This window comes from Polaromonas sp. P1_A2, from assembly GCF_056406895.1.
In genome coordinates this window covers 949,593-968,048 of record NZ_JBFTZI010000002.1, presented here as the reverse complement: position 1 = coordinate 968,048, position 18,456 = coordinate 949,593, and the positions used below count along the sequence as shown (strand labels likewise).

Sequence of the window (18,456 nt, the reverse complement as noted above, 5' to 3'; positions counted from 1 at the left end):
GCTAGCCACCGATGTAGCTCATCTCGACGCGCTTGGCATGGCTGCCGGGCATGCTGGTGTCCGCCGGCAGCGCGGCGCGCAGCTCTGAATAGCGGTCGTCGCGCCCTTGCCAGATATGGGCCACGGCAGCCGCGATCTGCTCGTCGGCATAACCGCCGCGCAGCAGCGCGCGCAAGTCCTGGCCCTGGCTGGCAAACAGGCAGAGAAAGAGCTTGCCTTCGGTGGACAGGCGCGCCCGGTTGCAGTCGCTGCAAAAAGCCTGGGTCACGCTGCTGATCACGCCGATCTCGCCCGCGCCGTCGGCATAACGCCAGCGCTCGGCGGTCTCGCCGCTGTAGTTGGGGTTGACGGCGGTGAGCGGGAATTCGGCGTTCAGGCGCTCCACCACCTGGGCCGAGGGCAGCACCTCGTCCATACGCCAGCCGTTGGTGGCGCCCACGTCCATGTATTCGATAAAACGCAGCACCGCGCCGGTGTGGCGGAAATGCCGGGCCATGGGCAGGATTTCCGCGTCATTGGTGCCGCGCTTGACCACCATGTTGACCTTGAGCGGCGCCAGGCCCACCTTTTGCGCGGCTTCTATGCCCTTGAGCACGTCGGCGACCGGGAAGTCCACGTCGTTCATGCGGCGGAAGGTGGCGTCGTCCAGCGCGTCCAGGCTCACGGTGACGCGCTGCAGGCCGGCGTCCTTGAGCGACTGGGCTTTTTTGGCCAGCAGCGAGGCGTTGGTGGTCAGCGTGATGTCCAGCGGCTTGCCTTGGGCTGTCTGCAATTTGGCCAGCATTTCGACCAGCACTTCCAGGTGCTTGCGCAGCAGCGGCTCGCCGCCGGTCAGCCGGATTTTCTCGACCCCGTGCGCCACGAAGATTTTGGCCAGGCGGGTGATTTCCTCGAAGCTCAGCAGCGAGGTCTGCGGCAGGAAGGCGTAGTCCTTGTCGAAGACCTCGCGCGGCATGCAGTAGCTGCAGCGGAAATTGCAGCGGTCGGTCACGCTGATGCGCAAGTCCCGCAGCGGCCGGCCCCGTGTGTCGCTCAAAAGGCCGGTGGGCGCCGTGACCCGGGCAGGGATATGCGGCACGCGGCTCGCGTAGCGGATATCTGCCAGCGGAATGATTTTTTCGGTCGTCATCGTGAGGGGCCCAAAGGGAGAATTTACTCCATTGGCCCTTCCAAGGCGTTAAAAAGAGGCCTTATCCCCAAGAGATGCACGTCATCCCGGGGTACAGCTGGGGCTAGACACATCGGGCTCCGTCGACCTCCAGGCAGATACCGCTGATGAAATCCGCCTCGTCGCTGGCCAGGTAAAGCACGGCATTGGCCACGTCCAGCGCGGTCGAAAACCGCCCCAGCGGGATGCTGGCGCGAAAGCGGGCCTTGCGCTCCTCGTCCAGCGGGCCGCCGGCGAATTCGGCCGAAAGGCCGGTGTCGGGGTTGAACACCGGGTTGACGCAGTTGACGCGGATGTTGTCGGGACCGAGTTCGGCCGCCAGCGATTTGGAGGTGGTGATGACGGCACCCTTGGAGCCGTTGTACCAGGTCAGGCCCGGGCGCGGGCGCACGCCGGCGGTGGAGGCGATGTTGATGAAGCTGCCGCCGCCCAGGCTGCGGAACACCGGCGTGGCGTGGATGGTGGCCAGGTAAATGCTTTTGACGTTGATGGCGTAGCACCTGTCGAAATCGTCCTCGCTGACGTCCAGCGCGGGCTGGTTGCGGTGCGTCCAGCCGGCGTTGCTGACCATCACGTCGAGCCGGCCGTAGCGCTGCACGGCGGCGTCGACCAGGGCCTTGACCTCGGCGGACTTCGTCACGTCGGCCGCGAAGAAAGAGGCCGTGCCGCCGGCCTTGGTGATGGCGGCCACGACTTTTTCGCCCAGCGCCACATTGATGTCGTTGACGATGACCTTGGCGCCCTCGGCCGCCAGCCGCCGGGCGATGCCTTCACCGATACCGCCTCCGGAGCCGGTGACGATGATGGACTTGTCTTTGACCCGCATGGGTTGTCTCCAGGTATTTTGAGTTATCGAACTGATACGTGAGCTTATTACATCCCTGCCCCGGGGGGACCGTCGGGATGGGTGCCGGCGCTCAGCCGTGGCGCACCGCCACGGTCTTGAGTGTGGTGAAGCCGTACAGCGCTTCAAAGCCTTTTTCGCGCCCGTAGCCCGAGGACTTCACGCCGCCAAAAGGCAACTCCACGCCGCCGCCGGCGCCGTAGTTGTTGATAAAGACCTGGCCGCTTTTGACGCGCCTGGCCATGCGGAACTGGCGCGCGCCGTCGCGCGTCCAGATGCCGGCGACCAGGCCGAACTGGGTGGCGTTGGCGAGTTCCACGGCGTGGTTCTCGTCCTTGAAGCTCATGGCGCACAGCACCGGGCCGAAGACCTCTTCCTGGGCCAGCCGGTGCGTGGCCGGGACGTCGCGCAGCAGGGTGGGGGCTTGGTAAAAGCCGGTGTCGGGCGCCTCGTCGACGATCTGGCCCTGGGCCACCATGGCGATGTTGGCGACCTGCGCGTCGCTCAAGAAATCCCAGACGCGCTGTTGCTGGCTTTGCCGTATCAGGGGGCCGACGTCGAGGTCCATGGCGGCGGGGCCCACGCGCAGGTTTTCAAAGGCGTGGCCCAGGCGCTGCAGCAGCGGCTCGTAAATCGCCTGTTCCACCAGCAGGCGCGAACCGGCCGAGCAGGTCTGGCCGGCGTTCTGCACGATGGCGTTGATGATGGCCGGTATCGCGGCGTCGAGGTCGGCGTCGGCAAAGACGATTTGCGGGCTTTTGCCGCCCAGCTCCAGCGTGACCGGGCAGTGGCGCTCGGCCGCCGCCTGCTGGATCAGCGTGCCCACCGCCGGGCTGCCGGTGAAGCTGATGTGGTCTATGCCCTTGTGGCGCGCCAGCGCGTCGCCCACTTCATGGCCATAGCCGGTCACGATGTTGATGGCGCCGGCCGGAAAGCCGACCTCGGCGGCGAGCTGCGCCACGCGGATCAGTGAGAGGCAGGCGTCCTCGGCCGGCTTGACCACGCAGACATTGCCCGCGGCCAGCGCGCCGCCCACGCTGCGGCCGAAGATCTGCATGGGGTAGTTCCAGGGGATCACATGGCCGGTGACGCCGTGCGGCTCGCGCCAGGTCATCACGCTGTAGCCGTCCAGGTAGGGAATGGTGTCGCCGTGCAGCTTGTCGCAGGCGCCGGCATAGAACTCGAAATAGCGCGCCAGGGCCGCCGCGTCGGCGCGCGCCTGTTTGGTGGGCTTGCCGCAGTCGCGCTGCTCCAGCAGGGCCAACTCCTCGGCATGCTCGGCCACCTTGGCCGACAGCCGCATCAAGAGGCGCCCGCGTTCGGCGGCGTTGAAGCGGCTCCACACCAGCTCCAGGCATTCGCGCGCGCTGCGCACGGCGGTGTCTATGTCGTGCGCGTTGCTGCGCTGGATCTCGTCAAACACCTGGCCGTCGGACGGGTCTATGACGGGAATGGTCTTGCCGGAGACGGACGGAAGGGAGGCGTTGGCGATGAAATTAAGCTGCATGCGCCTGATTTTGCGCGAAAGCGATGAAACACGCCTCGGCAAAGACCCGTGAAAAAGCCCGCCGTAGCGGGCTTTGGGATGGGACGCGTGGCGTCTTACTTGGAGGCTGGCGCCGCGGGAGCGGAGGCCGTGGCTGCCGGTGGCGTCGACGTGGCCGCCGCCGGTGCGCTCACGGCCGGGGGTTCCGCCATGGGCGCGCTGGGCGCGGCTTGCGCGGGACCGCCGTGGAATTTCATCACCAGCGGCACGATCAGCAGCGCCACGATGTTGATGATCTTGATCAGCGGGTTCACGGCCGGGCCGGCGGTGTCCTTGTAGGGGTCGCCCACGGTGTCGCCGGTCACGGCAGCCTTGTGCGCCTCCGAGCCCTTGCCGCCGTGGTTGCCGTCTTCAATGTACTTTTTGGCGTTGTCCCAGGCGCCGCCGCCGGTGCACATGGAGATCGCGACAAACAGGCCGGTCACGATGGTGCCCATCAGCAGGCCGCCCAGTGCCTGGGGCCCGAGCGCCAGGCCGACCACGATGGGAACCACCACGGGCAGCAGCGAGGGAATCATCATTTCCTTGATGGCGGCCGTGGTCAGCATGTCGACCGCGGTGTCGTACTCGGGCTTGCCCGTGCCGTCCATGATGCCCTTGATGTCGCGGAACTGGCGGCGCACTTCGACCACCACGGCACCGGCGGCGCGGCCCACGGCCTCCATGGCCATGGCGCCGAACAGGTAGGGAATCAGGCCGCCAATGAAGAGGCCGATGATGACGTAGGGGTTGCTCAGGTCGAAGCTGATGGCGTTGCCGTAGGCCTCGAGCTTGTGCGTGTAGTCGGCGAACAGCACCAGCGCGGCCAGGCCGGCCGAGCCTATGGCATAGCCCTTGGTCACCGCCTTGGTGGTGTTGCCCACGGCGTCCAGCGGGTCGGTGATGTCGCGCACGCTGCTGGGCAGCTCGGCCATCTCGGCGATGCCGCCGGCGTTGTCGGTGATGGGGCCGTAGGCGTCCAGCGCGACCACGATGCCGGCCATGCTCAGCATGGAGGTCGCCGCGATCGCGATGCCGTAGAGGCCGGCCAGCTTGAAGGCGACCAGGATGGCGATGCAGACAAACACCACGGGCCAGGCGGTGGAGCGCATGGACACGCCCAGGCCGGCGATGATGTTGGTGCCGTGGCCGGTGGTGGAGGCCTGCGCGATGTGGCGCACGGGCTTGTACTGCGTGCCGGTGTAGTACTCGGTGACCCAGCAGAGCGCGCCGGTCAGGACCAGGCCGACCGCGCAGGCGCCGAACAGGCGCATCTGCGTGCCGGTGGCGGTGACGGCGTTGTCGGGCATCAGCCACATCGTGACGAAGTAGAAGGCGATGAGCGACAGCACGCCGGCAATCGCCAGGCCCTTGTAGAGGGCCGGCATCACGTTCTTCATGCCGGGCGAGGCCTTGACGAAGAAGCAGCCGATGATGGAGGCGATGATGGACACGCCGCCCAGCGCCAGCGGATAGACCGCGGCGGTGGCGCCGGCGCTGGACAGCAGCAGGGCACCCAGCACCATGGTGGCGATCAGCGTCACCGCATAGGTTTCAAACAGGTCGGCGGCCATGCCGGCGCAGTCGCCCACGTTGTCGCCGACGTTGTCGGCAATCACGGCGGGGTTGCGCGGGTCGTCCTCGGGGATGCCGGCTTCGACCTTGCCCACCAGGTCGGCGCCGACGTCGGCGCCCTTGGTGAAGATGCCGCCGCCCAGCCGGGCGAAGATGGAAATCAGCGAGGAGCCGAAGGCAAAGCCGATCAGCGGGTTGAGCAGGTTGGCCAGCTTGAGGTCCGGCGTGTAGTTGCCGTTGCCCACCAGGAACCAGTAAAAACCGCTCACGCCCAGCAGGCCCAGGCCCACGACCAGCATGCCGGTGATGGCGCCGCCGCGGAAGGCGACGTCCAGGGCGGGGCCTATGCCCCTGGTGGCGGCCTGCGCGGTGCGCACGTTGGCGCGCACCGAGACGTTCATGCCGATAAAGCCGCAGGCGCCCGAGAGCACTGCGCCGACCACAAAGCCGACGGCAGTCTTGCCGTCCAGGAAGAAGCCGATGAGCACCGCGAGGACGACACCGACGATGGCGATGGTTTTGTATTGCCGCGCGAGGTAGGCGGCGGCGCCTGTCTGGATGGCGGCTGCGATTTCCTGCATGCGCGCATTGCCTGCGTCCTGGGAAAGAATCCAGCTGCGTGCCCAGATACCGTACCCGACGGCGATCAGTCCGCAGACCAGCGCAAGAATGAGCGCCGAGTTGCCTGTCATAGCTGACATTGAAATTCTCCTACGTTGTTTTTCGCTTGGAGGGGGTGCCACGCGAGCGGTGCCCCCGCTGCGTTGCTTCCTCGTTGCTTGTGTCACGTATGGAGACAAGTCGATTGGCCAACTCGCGAAATTTAACGTGAAAACATGACAAGTTCGCGATGCGTAAGCCCTGAATCAGTAAAATGAGGGTAAATACCGAGCTGCCGGTAGCCACAGAGTATTAACCCCCGCGCCCTTTGCGCGGCCATCCATGCGGCGCTAAGCCTTTCATTTCATCTCTTTCCCTTCAACACACACTTCAAGCGACCATGTCCCTCGATAAAGTTTCCCCCGGTAAAAACGTTCCCGAATCCTTTAACGTGATCATCGAAATCCCGATGAACGCCGACCCGGTCAAGTACGAGGTGGACAAGGAGTCCGGCGCGATTTTTGTGGACCGCTTCATGAGCACGTCCATGCACTACCCGACCAACTACGGCTATGTGCCCAAGACCATCAGCGGCGACGGCGACCCGGTCGACGTGCTGGTGATCACGCCGGTGCCCCTGATTCCCGGCGTTGTGGTGACCTGCCGCGCCATCGGCATCCTGAAGATGCAGGACGAAGCCGGCGAAGACGGCAAGGTGCTGGCCGTGCCCGTGGACAAAAAATGCTCGCTCTACACCCAGTGGCAAAAACCCGAGGACATGAACCCGTTGCGCCTGAAGACCATCTCCCATTTCTTTGAGCACTACAAAGACCTGGAAGAAGGCAAGTGGGTCAAGGTGCTGGGCTGGGAAGGCCCGGATGCGGCCAAGAAGGAAATCACCGACGGCATTGCCAATTACGCCAAGGCCGCCTGATTTCGGGTTCCCACAAAAAAGCGCCTGCAGGAAAACCTGCAGGCGCTTTTTTGATGCCCGGCGCGGTGTTAAGTTGCTTGCGCCGGCACCGGGTAGACCAGGCCGTGCAGCCGGCCCTTGTCCTCGCGCGCGAAGGGTTTCCACTGGCCTTCGGGCTGGGCCAAACGATCAGCCACCGCCCACCAGGCGCTGGGGTTCACGCCCATGCCGATATGGCTGGCCAGCACCTCGATGTTCTCTGTCAGCGGGTTGCTTGCGCTGGGCGCCTGGATGCTGGCCTGCCAGGCCACCACGCCGTCGCTGCGTGAATAAATGCTGGTGGTCGGCACGGGCGGGGCGGCCGGCAGGTCGTAGTTTTCGGATTCGCGCTCCACATTGCGGCCGCTGGTGAGCTCATAAACACGCCAGGCGTTGGTGGCCTTGTGCGAGCCCGCAAAAGGCGTACCCAGCGTGATCACGCAGCGGACCTTGTCCGGCATTTCCTTGGCCAGCTCGCGCGCATAGACGCCGCCCAGGCTCCAGCCGATCAGGCTGACCTTGCGGCCCGTGGCCTCGAAGGTGCGGATGAGGCTGTCGCGGGCTTCTTCGAGCACGCCGGCGCGCGGGCCGAAGTTAAAGCCCTGTTCCCAGCCCCAGGGCTTGTAATTGAGCGACTGCAGGTACTGGCGCAGCGGTACGGTGGTGGCGTCGTTGGCCGACAGGCCCGGAAACACCATCACGGCATGGCCGTCGCCGCGCGGCGCGCGGGCCAGCAGGGGCCAGGCGGGCAGCAGGGCGCCGAATTCCCAGAATGCGCGCAATTCGAGTGCGAGCAGCCAGGCGCTGGGCGGAATATCGTGCGGAGCCGGTTTTGAGGAATTCTGGGGGGAGGAAGACGGGTTTCGCTTGGATGAGGGGCTTGCCATGGCTTGGAGCATTGGATACTTTTGTGTTGGTTTCCTACAGAAACCAGTATGGGGCGCTTACCGATTTTTACAGAGGGAGGCGACTCTAACTTGCCCGCTTCGCCGCGGTTTTCGTCGCCTTCGTGACAGCGGTCTTTCGGGTTTTTACCGGGGCGGCCTTCACAGTGGCCTTTTTCGCGGTGGGCCTGGCTGTCCTGCGGGGCGCGGGTGCGGCCGGCGCCGGGGCCGCCATCAGCGCCTGCGCCTCCACGAAGGCGTCCTCGATGGCCTTGGCCAGGTCCCTGGCATGTGGCAGCGCTTTCTTGTCGGCAATGATGCCGAAGTCCACGTGGCCGGCGTAGGTCTGTATGGTGATGTTGAGCGCCAGGCCGTGCAGGATGATGGACAGCGGATGGAAGGTCAGGAATTTCGCGCCGGCCAGGTACAGCGGCACGGGCGGGCCCGGCACGTTGGAAATCGCCAGGTTGGCCACCATGGGCAGGCGGCTGGCCATGCCGCTTTTGCCGTAGGCATTGAGCGCCATCTTGGCGGCGCCGCCCACCAGCCAGGGCGCCAGCAGCGAGGGGTAATCGGTCGGCAGCAGGCCCTTGAGGCTTTGCATGGAGGTCTTGACCTTGGCGGTGGAGGCCATGATGGCGTTCATGCGCTTGAGCGGGTGCGCCAGGTGCGTGCCCAGTTCGACCAGGCTCATGCTGACCTGGTTGCCCAGGTTGCTGGCATCGGTGGCGCCGGCTTCGCGCAGCGACACCGGCATGGCGGCCACCAGCGATTTTTTCGGCAGGCTGTGGTGCTGCGTGAGGTAGCTGCGCAGCGCGGTCGAGCAGATCCACAGCACCATGTCGTTGAAAGAGCCTCCCACCGCCTTGCCCATGGCCTTGGTCTCCGCCAGCGGGATGGTGGCGGTGACAAACACGCGGCCTGTGCCTATGCCTGCGTTGAAGGGTGTGGGCGGCGCCAGCTTCATGGGCATCTTGGGCTTGACGCCGGTGGCCGAGCTGCCCATGGATTGTTTGGCCAGCGTGCTGCCGAAGGTGCTGGCCGCGGCGGGCAGCGACTTGGCGACCTTGGCCAGCTGGCCCAGCGAACTCGAGAACACCGACCCAATCATCTTGCCCAGCTTGAGGTCGGCCTCCAGCTTGCGGCGCCTGTCGGGGTCGGGCGGCGCCACCTCGCGCGGCTCGGGGCTGAGGTCCAGCATGGCATTGGCCAGCATCACGCCGCCCTTGCCGTCCAGCGCGGCATGGTGGATCTTGGAGAAAAAGCCCGCCACGGTGCCGCCGCCCTGGGATTCGGGCAGCTGGATGCGGTCGAAGATGTAGAACTCCCAGAGCGGGTAGTCGCGGTCTATGACCTCGCCGTGCAACTGGGCGCAGAGCTTGTGCACCTCGGCCAGCGTCATGGGCGCCGCGCCTTTTTTGGCGGGGTCGGCGCGGCGGATGTGGAAGTCGATGTCCACCGAATCGGCCTCCACCCACAGCGGGTGGCCCAGGTCCAGCGGCATGAACACCAGCTTGCGGCTGAACACCGGCGCCAGGTGCATGCGTTTGGCGATGTGGTTTTTGACGGCCTTGTGAAAGCTGCCCTTGAAGCCGGCCGGCAGTTCGCAGAGGTTGAGCGAGCCCACGTGCATGGGCATTTCAGGGGTTTCGAGGTAAAGAAAGGTCGCGTCCAGGCCGGTCAGGGATTTCATGGTTGTGTTGTCTCCGTGGGGAGACCTTAACCGAGCGGGCCGGGCCGCGGCACTAGGGTTTGCCGTAGCCGCGGCTGTCGCGCCGGGCTCAGCGCGCGGCTGCGATCGCGTTCAAGCTTCGCAGTCGCCCAGCATGCCTTGCTCATCGTCATTGAGCCCGGCTACCGGTGTTGCCTTGGCCAGTGCCATCCAGACGCCCAGCGGCAAGGCCTGGCGCGAACGCCGCGGCGCTGCGCGGGCCACGACCAGGCGCCGGTCTTCCATCAGCATTACGCCGCATTCGGCCGGAACCTCGTCGGCCGCGCCTATGGGCCGGCCCTTGGCATCGCAGCCCAGCACGTACCAGCATTCACCGCCCAGGTCCAGGTAGGCGGCGCGCTTTTCGGGGCGGCGCAGGTCGCCCAGCAGGTCGGAGCGGTGCACCTTGATCTCGTGGACGATGGGGTCCACGTATTCCTGCACCGTGGTGTTGCGGATGGAGAACACGTCGGGCCGGACCATGCACCAGCGGGCCTTGCCGCCTTCAGCTTCCGGCGGCAACTGGGCGCGCAGCCCCAGGCCGCGCCAGGCGATGCGGCCGGCGCGCACCATCTCGCCGGCAACCTGCTCGACCAGCGCTTCATGCTTGGACAGGGCCGAGCGGTTGCGCAGCAGCGTGGCCGCCAGGTAGGCGATTCCTGCGTCGGTGACGCGCAAGGTTTCATGGCCCGCCGGGCCGGCCACGCGCTGCAGCATGCCGGTGGCCAGGAGCTCGATTTCCAACAGATCCTGGCAGGGCCAGCCGGCGGAGCGGTAGATTTCACGCAGGCGGCGGGCATGCGGGCGGCCCAGCGGCAACGGTGTTTCAACGGCGCTGTCGTTGGCGGCCTGTGCGCCGGTTGCCGAAGGGGGCGGTAGCGGGATGGCGGCGTTGCTCATGGTGATGGTGGCTGTTGGCTCGCCCGGCGATTCAGAGCGGGATAATTTCGAAGCGCGCGTTGTCCAGGTTGTCGCCCAGCGGCCGCATGGCGGCCAGGATGGCATCGGTCTCGGCGTTCTCCCACAGCGCGATGACCTGCTCTTCGGCTTGCGAAGCGCCTTCCAGCGGCAGGCCTTCGTTCAGGGTCTGCGCCAGCATATAGGCCTGAAGAGAGGGCAGCACATATTCGGGCCCGCCCACGGCGAATTCAAGCGCCATGCGAAAGCGCAATTCCGCGGCTGCGCGCTGCTCGGCGCTGAGGGTGGGGCATTCAACCAGGTTGACCTTGTAGGCGGAGGCGGCGGCCATTTGGGTTCCTCGCGTGACGTGAAGGATGAGGGGGCGGCTGGATGAAAAAAGCCGGGACAAGCCCGGCTTTTTCAGGATACGGAGCTTATCAGAATGCGTATTGCAGGCTGAGGCCGAAGTTATTGGCGCGAATCGCACCGCCGCTTGCGCCGCCGTCATTGGAGAACTTGCCGAAGTCTTCGTACTCGAGGCGAACGGCGAGTTTCGGGGTGACGTTATAGAGGGCGCCCACACCGATCAGGGGGGAAGTCTTGCTGCCGCGGTCGGAGATGCCGACGGCGCTGATTTTTCCATGGTTGCTGGAGATGCCCAGCTTGCCAAACAGCGAGAAGTTGTTGGCCAGCGGCAGCGTGCCGGTGCCGGCAATGCTGAATTGCGTTGTTTTCAGGCTACCCGTGGCGAGTTGGACGCCGGCACCGTTGCGGATCGCGAAATCGCGGTTGCCGAGGTCGGCGTATTGGGCTTCCACGCCCCAGTTGGGGGTGATCTGGTAGCCGCCATAAATCTTGACGGAAGCTTTGTTGGAGTCAGCGCCAGTGACCGTAAGCGGAGGCGTCGTGGACGCCGTGCCGTCTGCGCCGGTGACTTTGGACGAACCGACACCGCCACCGATATACCACTGGGCCGAAGCCGGCATCGACACAAACGCTGCGGCGATTGCGCCGGCCAGGAAAACCTTTTTCATCGAAATACTTTCAGAAGTGTGAAACATTAAGAAACCGGCGCCAAGCATACCTTCATTTGTAACGCCTGGTATGTCGATTCCGCATAAATTGACCTAATCGCTCTGTTGTAAGTCCTCTATTTAGAGGATGCCTTGAACGGGTTGCGCCGCTCCAGGTCGTTCATATAACTCTGGATGCCAGCGCCTTCACGCTCCAGGAAGCGTTCGACCGCGTCGGCGAAGGAGGGATGGGCCAGCCAGTGGGCGCTGGTGGTCTTCACCGGCAGCAGGGCGCGCGCCATTTTGTGCTCACCCTGGGCGCCGCCTTCAAAGCGCTGGTAGCCGTGCTCTATGCACCACTGCAGCGGCTGGTAGTAACAGGCCTCGAAGTGCAGGCAGTCGACGCGGGCCAGGGCGCCCCAGTAGCGGCCGTAGGCGGCCAGCGGGGGAGCGGCCGCGCCCGGCGATGAAGGCGGGGCGCTGACAGCGATGAGGCTGGCCGCGATGGGCCGGCGTTCGCCGCCTGGCGTGCCTTCGGCCACAAACAGCAGCCAGTTTTCCGGCATGGTGTCCTGCATGCGCCGGAAGAAGTCGCGGCTCAGGTAGGGCGCGTTGCCGTGCTCATGGTAGGTGCGCTCGTAGCAGCGGTAAAAGAAGTCCCAGTCGGCCTGGCTGATGTCCTTGCCCAGCGACCAGCGGAAAGTGATGCCGGCGTCGTGCACCTTGCGGCGCTCCTGGCGGATTTTTTTTCGCTTTTCCTGGTTCAGCGACATCAGGAAGTCGTCGAAGTCACGGTAGCCGGCGGGCGGTGCAGTCCAGTGGAACTGGACTGTGTGGCGCAGCATGAGCCCGGCCTCTTCGCAAGCGGCGACATCTTCATCGGCCGTAAACAGCAGGTGCAGCGACGACAGGTTTTCATCGCCGCACCAGGCAAGCAGCGCCTTGACCAGCAATGCGCGCTCGGCGGCGGTGCGCGCCAGTAGCCGGGCGCCCGGCACGGGCGTGAAGGGCACGGCGGCCAAGGCCTTGGGGTAGTAGTCGAGGCCGTGCTGCTGGTAGGCATTGGCCCAGGCCCAGTCGAAGACGTATTCGCCGTAGGAGTGGGCCTTGAGGTAAAGCGGGCAGGCGCCGGCCAGGGTATTGCCCTGCCAGAGAGTGACAAAGCGCGGCGTCCAGCCGGTCTCGGGGGTGGCGCTGCCGCTTTCGTGCAGCGCGGCCAGGTATTCATGGCGCATGAAGGGGTTGGCGGCTTCGCCGGGGCTTTGCGCCGCCAGCAGGGCATTCCACTCGGAGGCATTCACCTTCAGCGGCGAATCCATCACGCGGATGACATAATCGTTTGAGTCTTTTTTCACGTGTTTTTGGGGTTTTACTTCTACATGCCACTCAAAATCTGCGTTGCCCAATTGAACTACTGCGTGGGAGACATGCCGGGCAATGCGCAAAAGATCATCGAGGCCGCCCGCGCCGCCTACCAGGACGGTGTGCGGCTGGTTCTGACACCGGAACTGGCGATTTGCGGCTACGCGGCTGAAGACCTGTTTTTACGCCCCTCTTTCATCCAGGCCTGTGATGATGCCGTGAATCAAGTGGCCCGCGAGCTGGCCGGGTTAAAAGGCCTGACGGTGGTGGTGGGCACGCCCACCCACGGCGACAACGGCAAGGGCTTGCGCACCAAAAGTGTGGAGGTGCAGCAGCGCCACAACGCGGCCCGGGTGCTGCGCGAGGGCCGCGTCATCGAAAGTTACGCCAAGCGCGAGCTGCCCAATTACCAGGTGTTCGACGAGCGCCGCTACTTCACACCCGGCCAGGGCAGCTGCGTGTTTCAGGCCGGGGAGGGCGATGAGGCCATCAGCATAGGCCTGCTGATCTGCGAAGACGCCTGGTTTGAAGAGCCGGCGCGGCTGGCCAGGGAAGCCGGCGCCGAGCTGCTGGTGGTCATCAATGCTTCGCCCTTCCATGTGGGCAAGGGCGGCGAGCGCGAGCAGATGATGCAAAACCGCTGCCTGGCTACTGGCTTGCCCCTGGTTTATGCCCACCTGGTGGGCGGGCAGGACGAAATCGTGTTTGAAGGGCGCTCTTTTGCGCTGCAGGCCGACGGCACGCTGGCCGGGCGGGCCGAGAGTTTCAAGGAAAAGCTGTTTGCCGTCCGCGCCGAGCGCGCGGGGAATGCCGTCACATTGGCGGCGGACACGGCGCCCGAGCGCAGCCCCGAGGCCGATTTGTGGGACGCGCTGGTGCTGGGCGTGCGCGACTACCTGGGCAAAAACGGTTTTCCGGGTGCCATCCTGGGCCTGTCGGGCGGCATCGATTCGGCCCTGGTGCTGGCGATCGCGGTGGATGCGCTGGGCGCGGACAAGGTGCGCGCGGTGATGATGCCTTCGCCCTATACCGCCGATATCTCGTGGATAGACGCGCGCGAGATGGCCGAGCGCGTGAAGGTGCGCTACGACGAGATTTCCATCGTGCCTGAATTCGAGGCCTTCAAGGCCTCGCTGGCCGGCGAGTTCAAGGGCCTGAAGGAAGACACGACCGAGGAAAACATCCAGGCGCGCATACGCGGGGTGTTTTTGATGGCGCTGTCCAACAAGTTCGGCTCCATCGTGCTGACCACCGGCAACAAGAGCGAAATGGCCACCGGCTATTGCACGCTGTACGGCGACATGGCGGGCGGCTTCGCGGTGATCAAGGACGTGCTCAAGACCTCGGTGTTCCGGCTGGCGCGCTGGCGCAATGCCAATGACCCCTACGGCACCGGCAGCAACCCGATTCCCGAGCGCATCATCACGCGCCCGCCCAGCGCCGAGCTGCGCCCCGACCAGACCGATCAGGACAGCCTGCCGCCTTACGAGGTGCTGGATGCCATCCTGGAGCGGTATATGGAGAACGACCAGGGCGTGGACGCCATCGCCGCTGCCGGGTTTGACCGCGCGTTGGTCGTGCGCGTGGCTCAATTGATCCGAATCAACGAATACAAACGCCGGCAGGCGCCGGTGGGCATCAGGGTCACCCACAGGAGCTTTGGCAAGGATTGGCGCTATCCTATTACGAGCAAATTTAGACAGTGATGGCCCCCACGCTCCCCCACTGCGTGTGGGTCGCTGCCCCCCGAGGGGGCCGCCCGCCTGCGGTCTGGCAAAGCCAGTCCCGCGGCTCATGCTGGTGAAGAGCCTCTCGCGACCTTCAAGTGCTTTCGATGATTTTTAGAACTACCGGAGATATTCAGTGAAACAAATTACCGCCGTCCTCAAGCCTTTCAAACTCGAAGAAGTCCGCGAGGCTTTGGCCGAATGCGGCGTGACGGGCCTGACCGTCACTGAAGTCAAGGGTTTCGGCCGCCAGAAGGGCCACACCGAGCTCTACCGCGGCGCCGAGTACGTGGTCGACTTCCTGCCCAAGGTCAAGGTCGAAGTCGTCGTGAAAACCGAGGATGTGGAGCGCTGCGTGGACGCCATCGTGCGCGCCGCGCGCACCGGCAAGATCGGCGACGGCAAGATTTTCATCACCAGCGTGGAGCGCGTTGTGCGCATCCGTACGGGCGAGGAAGACGAAGCGGCGGTCTGAGAGCCGCCAAGCCGCTTAAATCTGGTCGAGGCGGGTGGCAGCGGGTGTCATGCCGGCCGTCTGCACAAGGGTTTCGAGCAGGGGTTCCGCCTCGCTGCCGGTGCGTATCAGGTCCATCAGCCAGTCGTTCATGAAGCCGGCCTTCACCGATGAGGCCAGGAAGGCCAGCAGGCTGTCGTAGTAACCGCCCATGTTGAGCAGCCCGACCGGCTTGTCGTGGTAGCCCAGCTGGCGCCAGGTCCAGACTTCAAAGAATTCTTCCAGCGTGCCTATGCCGCCAGGCAGGGCCAGGAAGGCGTCGGCATGCTCGGCCATGATGCGTTTGCGCTCGTGCATGTTTTCCACGATGTGCAGCTCGGTGCAGCCGGTGTGGGCCCATTCTTTTTCGACCAGCGCCTTGGGAATCACGCCCACGACCCGCGCGCCCGCGGCGAGCGCCGCGTCGGCCAGTATGCCCATGAGGCCGTTGCGTCCGCCGCCATAGACCAGCTGGCCTCCGTGGGTTCCTATCCAGGTGCCGACCAGGGCGGCGATCGCGGCATATTCAGGCTGGGCGCCTGTGCGTGAGCCGCAGTAGACGCAAAGGGAAAAAGCAGGTTTGGAGGTGTCTGTCACTTCGGTGTTGTCTTTGTTCATGCTGCAAATCGTTGCCACAGCGCCATGGCCCAGGTGCCCGCGCACAGCAGCAGGCTGAGCAGGACGGCGGCGCTGCCCATGTCCTTGGCGCGCTTGGAAAGGTCGTGCCACTCAGGGCCTATGCGGTCTATGGCGGTTTCGATGCCGGTGTTGAGCAGTTCCACGATCATGATGAGGATGACCGTGCCGGCCAGCAGCACGGTCTCCACCCAGCTGCGGCCCAGCCAGAAGGCGGCGGGTATCAGCACGATGGAGGCGATGGCTTCCTGGCGGAAGGCGGTTTCATGCCAGCCGGCGCGCAGGCCGGCGATCGAGTAGCCCGTGGCATGCCAGACGCGGGTCAGGCCCCTGCGGTGTTTTTGGGGGTTGACCGGCTCATCGAGAGGCGCGGGGGAGGCGGTGCTGATGGAGGCTGGCGCGGAGGCGGAAAACGGAACTTGTTCGGGCATGGGGCGATTGTCGCGCAGCTTTATGGCATGTTGATGTTATGCACCCGCGCCTGTCATGCCTTTGTCCTTGCGGCGGGGTTTTTCGGGTGCTACCCAGGTGATCAGCCGGGTCCCCGCCCAGACGTCGTGCCAGAACTGCTTTTGCGGATGAAAGCGCGCCAGAATGGCCCAGATGGCCACCCATCCCAGCGTCAGCACGGCGCCCTCACGGCCCGGCAGCGCCAGCAGCCAGCTGACGGCCAGCGGCGGCAGGAACCACAGCCAGCTCAGCACATAGCGCAGCAGGGCGCGTTTTTGGGTAATGGGCGCGCCGTGGACGTCGACCACGCGGATGTTCCAGGTCTTCATGGCCAGCGTCTGGCCCTTGGCCCAGAACCAGACAAAGTAGATGCCGAAGATCACAAACACAAAAGCCTGTAGCGCATGGCGGTTGTCCAGCGCGTTGCGGGTCTGGCTCAGGGTGCTGAAGAGGTAGCCGGCCAGGAAAACCACGCCGAACATCAGCATGCCTTCGTACATCCAGCATGCCATGCGCCGGGGGATGGACGGTATTGAGGGGGTGTCGGTGGCTGTCAAATGAGTCGCTCTTCAATGCTCGAGGGCAGAAACTGCCGGAGCGGCCAATAAATCCGGCAGGTTTGCCTGCCGGCGGCGTATCAACGCTGGGGCGTGACGCCTGAGGCACTGGCGGGCAGTGCTGCGGGCGTGGCGGCTGCCGCCGGTTGTGAAGTATTGATTTTAGGCGCAGGCTTGCTGCTGGCCTTGACCGGGTGCGGCGGAACGGGCGCCAGCTTCTGGGGAGCGACCGGCTTGACGGCGGTTGCGGCCCCGGTGGGCTTGGGGCTGGCCTTGGCGGCCAGTTTTTGTTTTTCTTCCGGGCTCAGGGCCTGGTAGGTTTCCCATTTGGCTTTTTTCTCTTCAGGCGTGAGCTGCTTGGAGAGTTCCTTGGTCTTGCCGAAATTCAACCGTGCCTGGGCGCGCTGCTGGGGGCTCAAGGTGACCCATTCGTTCATGCGGCTGTGCAGGTTGGCCTGGCCTTCAGGCGGCAGCGAAGGGTAGTTTTTGGAGATTTCCAGCCATTTGCGCTTTTGCGCCTCGCTGATGTTGGTGTTCCAGCTTGAGGCCAGGGGCGCGAGCGCCTGTTGCTGCATGGGGCTGAGCTCCGCCCATGTGGGCTTGGAAACGACCGCTTTGGCGGGCGCACTTGCCGCAGGTTTGGCAGGCGCGCTGGCGGGGGCTGCCGGTTTGGGGCCCTGGGCGAAACCCAAGGCTGGAGCGGCCAGCAGGGCAGCCGCCACGAGCCCGAACGACAGCCATTGCAGCTTCAAGCTGCTTGAAGGTTCAAGAGGCAGGGGAAGGCGCCGGACGCCTGCGGGGCGGGTCATTGGACCGTGGGGGCTTGGCGCGTCACTTTGAGGTACTGGACAAAACCGGGATCGGCAAAGGCCGCGGGCGGGAGTTCGTCGGTGAGCAGCGCCACGTCGACTTCGGCCAGTTCCTGGGCGCGGTTGTCGTTCTGGATCGAATTGATGACCAGCAGGCCCACAACCAGAGCCACCAGGGGCAGGACCGATCCGATCCGGGCCCACCAGCTCAGGCCGTCGTCGGACCCCCAGGTCATGGCCGCGCTGCCGCCATTGACCACAATGCCGGGGGCGGTTTGGGTTTTTGCCACTTTGCGGTTGGAGACGGCTTGAAAGCGCGCGGCACGCAGGCGCTCGGAAATGTCGTAAGGCAGGTCTGCCGCGCCTGCGGACAGGTAGGAGGCGGTTTTCAGGCCAAAGCGGTCCTGCAGGATATCGGCTCTTTTTTGTAGTGAATTAGTCATAGTTTTATACCTTTGGCGCTCAGGGCTTTGCTGAGAGCGTGAACCGCGCGCGAACAGTGCGTTTTGACACTACCCTCTGAACAGCCCATGGCGGCTGCTGTTTCAGCGACGTCCATTTCCTCCCAGTAACGCATCAGAAAGGCTTCCCGTTGACGGGCGGGCAGTTCCTTTACCTGCAGTTCGATCTCATGCAATATCTGAGCCCGCTCCGTCGCGTCCTGGGCGCTCTCCGTACCTTCTGAGTTGGTCAAGGTCTCTAAAGTTTCCAGAAGATCGAAATCTCCGTCTTCCCCGGGCGCTTCGAAGTCGCTCATGTTGGAAAAGAGCGCGTTGCGGGTCTTGCGGCGGCGGAACCAGTCCAGCGTGGTGTTGGCCAGGATGCGCTGGAACAGCATGGGCAGCTCCGCAGCGGGTTTGTCGCCGTAGTGCTGCGCCAGCTTCATCATGCTGTCCTGAACGATGTCGAGCGCAGCTTCTTCGTCCCTGACGTGGTAAATGCTGCGCTTGAAAGCCCGTTTTTCAACGTTTTTCAGGAAATCCGAGAGTTCTTGTTCAGTTGCCAACGGTAGGGGGTTCCGGTTCGTCCAGTGCTGCGGGGATGGCCCGCGGTCGCCGCGGGGCCTGTGCCGATCAGCATGCATCCATGGGATGCCGCTGGAAAATTATCGCATCACGGCCGGCCCTGGCCGGCCCTTTTTCGGCGCCTGCGGCCATTGCGCAACGCGAAATGTCATAATATGCCCTGCAATTCAAAAGGCAAACGGGTCATGGCTCGGCGGTTTATGTTTCCGCTTATGGTTTTGGCCT

At 64.6% G+C, this 18,456-nt stretch carries 19 protein-coding genes; 3 read left to right on the top strand and 16 right to left on the bottom strand.

Annotated features, from left to right (window positions below; genetic code table 11):
* Position 1: 1 nt before the first annotated feature.
* From moaA to AC1D09_RS11575, 4 genes are all read right to left on the bottom strand, one after another.
* Positions 2–1,129 carry a GTP 3',8-cyclase MoaA gene (gene moaA, locus AC1D09_RS11590; protein WP_477663312.1) on the bottom strand — a complete coding sequence of 376 codons (1,128 nt, stop codon included), beginning with the start codon at positions 1,127–1,129 and terminating at the stop codon, positions 2–4.
* Positions 1,130–1,232: 103 nt separating this feature from the next.
* Positions 1,233–1,994: an SDR family oxidoreductase gene (locus AC1D09_RS11585; RefSeq protein WP_477663311.1), complete on the bottom strand. Its 762-nt coding sequence runs from the start codon at positions 1,992–1,994 to the stop codon at positions 1,233–1,235.
* 91 nt (positions 1,995–2,085) lie between these two features.
* The gene (locus AC1D09_RS11580) at positions 2,086–3,519 is read right to left on the bottom strand and encodes an aldehyde dehydrogenase family protein (RefSeq protein WP_477663310.1); all 1,434 of its coding nucleotides are present in this window, start codon (positions 3,517–3,519) and stop codon (positions 2,086–2,088) included.
* 95 nt (positions 3,520–3,614) lie between these two features.
* On the bottom strand, positions 3,615–5,804 hold the full coding sequence (locus AC1D09_RS11575) for a sodium-translocating pyrophosphatase (RefSeq protein ID WP_477663333.1): 2,190 nt from the start codon (positions 5,802–5,804) through the stop codon (positions 3,615–3,617).
* Positions 5,805–6,112: 308 nt separating this feature from the next.
* Between AC1D09_RS11575 and ppa the strand changes: the two genes are divergently transcribed.
* A complete protein-coding gene (gene ppa / locus AC1D09_RS11570; protein ID WP_074574658.1) occupies positions 6,113–6,646 on the top strand; it encodes an inorganic diphosphatase in 534 nt (177 codons plus the stop codon).
* A 68-nt stretch (positions 6,647–6,714) separates the two neighbouring features.
* Here the strand turns inward: ppa and AC1D09_RS11565 are convergent, their stop codons facing one another.
* The 6 genes from AC1D09_RS11565 to AC1D09_RS11540 form a co-directional block, all read right to left on the bottom strand.
* Positions 6,715–7,551, bottom strand: a complete 837-nt coding sequence (locus AC1D09_RS11565; protein ID WP_477663309.1) for an alpha/beta hydrolase — start codon at positions 7,549–7,551, stop codon at positions 6,715–6,717.
* A gap of 85 nt (positions 7,552–7,636) precedes the next feature.
* Positions 7,637–9,241, bottom strand: coding sequence for a wax ester/triacylglycerol synthase family O-acyltransferase (locus AC1D09_RS11560; RefSeq protein ID WP_477663308.1), 1,605 nt, complete (start codon positions 9,239–9,241; stop codon positions 7,637–7,639).
* 111 nt (positions 9,242–9,352) lie between these two features.
* Positions 9,353–10,159: a hypothetical protein gene (locus tag AC1D09_RS11555; RefSeq protein ID WP_477663307.1), complete on the bottom strand. Its 807-nt coding sequence runs from the start codon at positions 10,157–10,159 to the stop codon at positions 9,353–9,355.
* Positions 10,160–10,190: 31 nt separating this feature from the next.
* Positions 10,191–10,508, bottom strand: coding sequence for a hypothetical protein (locus AC1D09_RS11550; protein WP_477663306.1), 318 nt, complete (start codon positions 10,506–10,508; stop codon positions 10,191–10,193).
* Positions 10,509–10,596: 88 nt separating this feature from the next.
* Positions 10,597–11,193: a porin family protein gene (locus AC1D09_RS11545; protein WP_477663305.1), complete on the bottom strand. Its 597-nt coding sequence runs from the start codon at positions 11,191–11,193 to the stop codon at positions 10,597–10,599.
* Positions 11,194–11,309: 116 nt separating this feature from the next.
* Positions 11,310–12,491 (bottom strand): GNAT family N-acetyltransferase, encoded by a 1,182-nt coding sequence (locus AC1D09_RS11540; protein ID WP_477663332.1) that lies wholly within the window; start codon positions 12,489–12,491, stop codon positions 11,310–11,312.
* 60 nt (positions 12,492–12,551) lie between these two features.
* Between AC1D09_RS11540 and AC1D09_RS11535 the strand changes: the two genes are divergently transcribed.
* Both AC1D09_RS11535 and AC1D09_RS11530 read left to right on the top strand, forming a co-directional pair.
* Complete coding sequence (locus AC1D09_RS11535) at positions 12,552–14,240, top strand: NAD+ synthase (protein WP_477663304.1); 1,689 nt, start codon at positions 12,552–12,554, stop codon at positions 14,238–14,240.
* Positions 14,241–14,397: 157 nt separating this feature from the next.
* The gene (locus tag AC1D09_RS11530) at positions 14,398–14,736 is read left to right on the top strand and encodes a P-II family nitrogen regulator (RefSeq protein WP_007869659.1); all 339 of its coding nucleotides are present in this window, start codon (positions 14,398–14,400) and stop codon (positions 14,734–14,736) included.
* A gap of 15 nt (positions 14,737–14,751) precedes the next feature.
* On the opposite strand, the gene AC1D09_RS11525 is transcribed toward AC1D09_RS11530, so the two are convergent.
* From AC1D09_RS11525 to AC1D09_RS11500, 6 genes are all read right to left on the bottom strand, one after another.
* Positions 14,752–15,372 (bottom strand): LOG family protein, encoded by a 621-nt coding sequence (locus AC1D09_RS11525; protein WP_477663303.1) that lies wholly within the window; start codon positions 15,370–15,372, stop codon positions 14,752–14,754.
* Complete coding sequence (locus AC1D09_RS11520; RefSeq protein WP_477663302.1) at positions 15,369–15,821, bottom strand: diacylglycerol kinase; 453 nt, start codon at positions 15,819–15,821, stop codon at positions 15,369–15,371. Before AC1D09_RS11520 ends, AC1D09_RS11525 begins: the two co-directional genes overlap by 4 nt.
* 36 nt (positions 15,822–15,857) lie before the next feature.
* Positions 15,858–16,373, bottom strand: a complete 516-nt coding sequence (locus AC1D09_RS11515; protein ID WP_477701070.1) for an RDD family protein — start codon at positions 16,371–16,373, stop codon at positions 15,858–15,860.
* Positions 16,374–16,477: 104 nt separating this feature from the next.
* Entirely contained in the window at positions 16,478–17,119 is a 642-nt protein-coding gene (locus AC1D09_RS11510) for a DUF3106 domain-containing protein (RefSeq protein ID WP_477701069.1), read from the bottom strand.
* A gap of 83 nt (positions 17,120–17,202) precedes the next feature.
* Complete coding sequence (locus tag AC1D09_RS11505) at positions 17,203–17,649, bottom strand: DUF3619 family protein (RefSeq protein WP_477663299.1); 447 nt, start codon at positions 17,647–17,649, stop codon at positions 17,203–17,205.
* Entirely contained in the window at positions 17,646–18,212 is a 567-nt protein-coding gene (locus AC1D09_RS11500; protein ID WP_477663298.1) for an RNA polymerase sigma factor, read from the bottom strand. Before AC1D09_RS11500 ends, AC1D09_RS11505 begins: the two co-directional genes overlap by 4 nt.
* Positions 18,213–18,456 lie beyond the last annotated feature (244 nt).

What these genes read in the sequence shown, in the direction of transcription:
- moaA (WP_477663312.1), bottom strand. Translation starts at nt 1,129, where the DNA reads ATGACGACCGAAAAAATCATTCCGCTGGCAGATATCCGCTACGCGAGC.
- AC1D09_RS11575 (WP_477663333.1), bottom strand. Translation starts at nt 5,804, where the DNA reads ATGACAGGCAACTCGGCGCTCATTCTTGCGCTGGTCTGCGGACTGATC.
- AC1D09_RS11580 (WP_477663310.1), bottom strand. Translation starts at nt 3,519, where the DNA reads ATGCAGCTTAATTTCATCGCCAACGCCTCCCTTCCGTCCGTCTCCGGC.
- AC1D09_RS11550 (WP_477663306.1), bottom strand. Translation starts at nt 10,508, where the DNA reads ATGGCCGCCGCCTCCGCCTACAAGGTCAACCTGGTTGAATGCCCCACC.
- AC1D09_RS11545 (WP_477663305.1), bottom strand. Translation starts at nt 11,193, where the DNA reads ATGAAAAAGGTTTTCCTGGCCGGCGCAATCGCCGCAGCGTTTGTGTCG.
- AC1D09_RS11540 (WP_477663332.1), bottom strand. Translation starts at nt 12,491, where the DNA reads ATGGATTCGCCGCTGAAGGTGAATGCCTCCGAGTGGAATGCCCTGCTG.
- AC1D09_RS11585 (WP_477663311.1), bottom strand. Translation starts at nt 1,994, where the DNA reads ATGCGGGTCAAAGACAAGTCCATCATCGTCACCGGCTCCGGAGGCGGT.
- AC1D09_RS11525 (WP_477663303.1), bottom strand. Translation starts at nt 15,372, where the DNA reads ATGAACAAAGACAACACCGAAGTGACAGACACCTCCAAACCTGCTTTT.
- AC1D09_RS11555 (WP_477663307.1), bottom strand. Translation starts at nt 10,159, where the DNA reads ATGAGCAACGCCGCCATCCCGCTACCGCCCCCTTCGGCAACCGGCGCA.
- AC1D09_RS11565 (WP_477663309.1), bottom strand. Translation starts at nt 7,551, where the DNA reads ATGGCAAGCCCCTCATCCAAGCGAAACCCGTCTTCCTCCCCCCAGAAT.
- AC1D09_RS11535 (WP_477663304.1), top strand. Translation starts at nt 12,552, where the DNA reads ATGCCACTCAAAATCTGCGTTGCCCAATTGAACTACTGCGTGGGAGAC.
- AC1D09_RS11520 (WP_477663302.1), bottom strand. Translation starts at nt 15,821, where the DNA reads ATGCCCGAACAAGTTCCGTTTTCCGCCTCCGCGCCAGCCTCCATCAGC.
- AC1D09_RS11560 (WP_477663308.1), bottom strand. Translation starts at nt 9,241, where the DNA reads ATGAAATCCCTGACCGGCCTGGACGCGACCTTTCTTTACCTCGAAACC.
- ppa (WP_074574658.1), top strand. Translation starts at nt 6,113, where the DNA reads ATGTCCCTCGATAAAGTTTCCCCCGGTAAAAACGTTCCCGAATCCTTT.
- AC1D09_RS11505 (WP_477663299.1), bottom strand. Translation starts at nt 17,649, where the DNA reads ATGACTAATTCACTACAAAAAAGAGCCGATATCCTGCAGGACCGCTTT.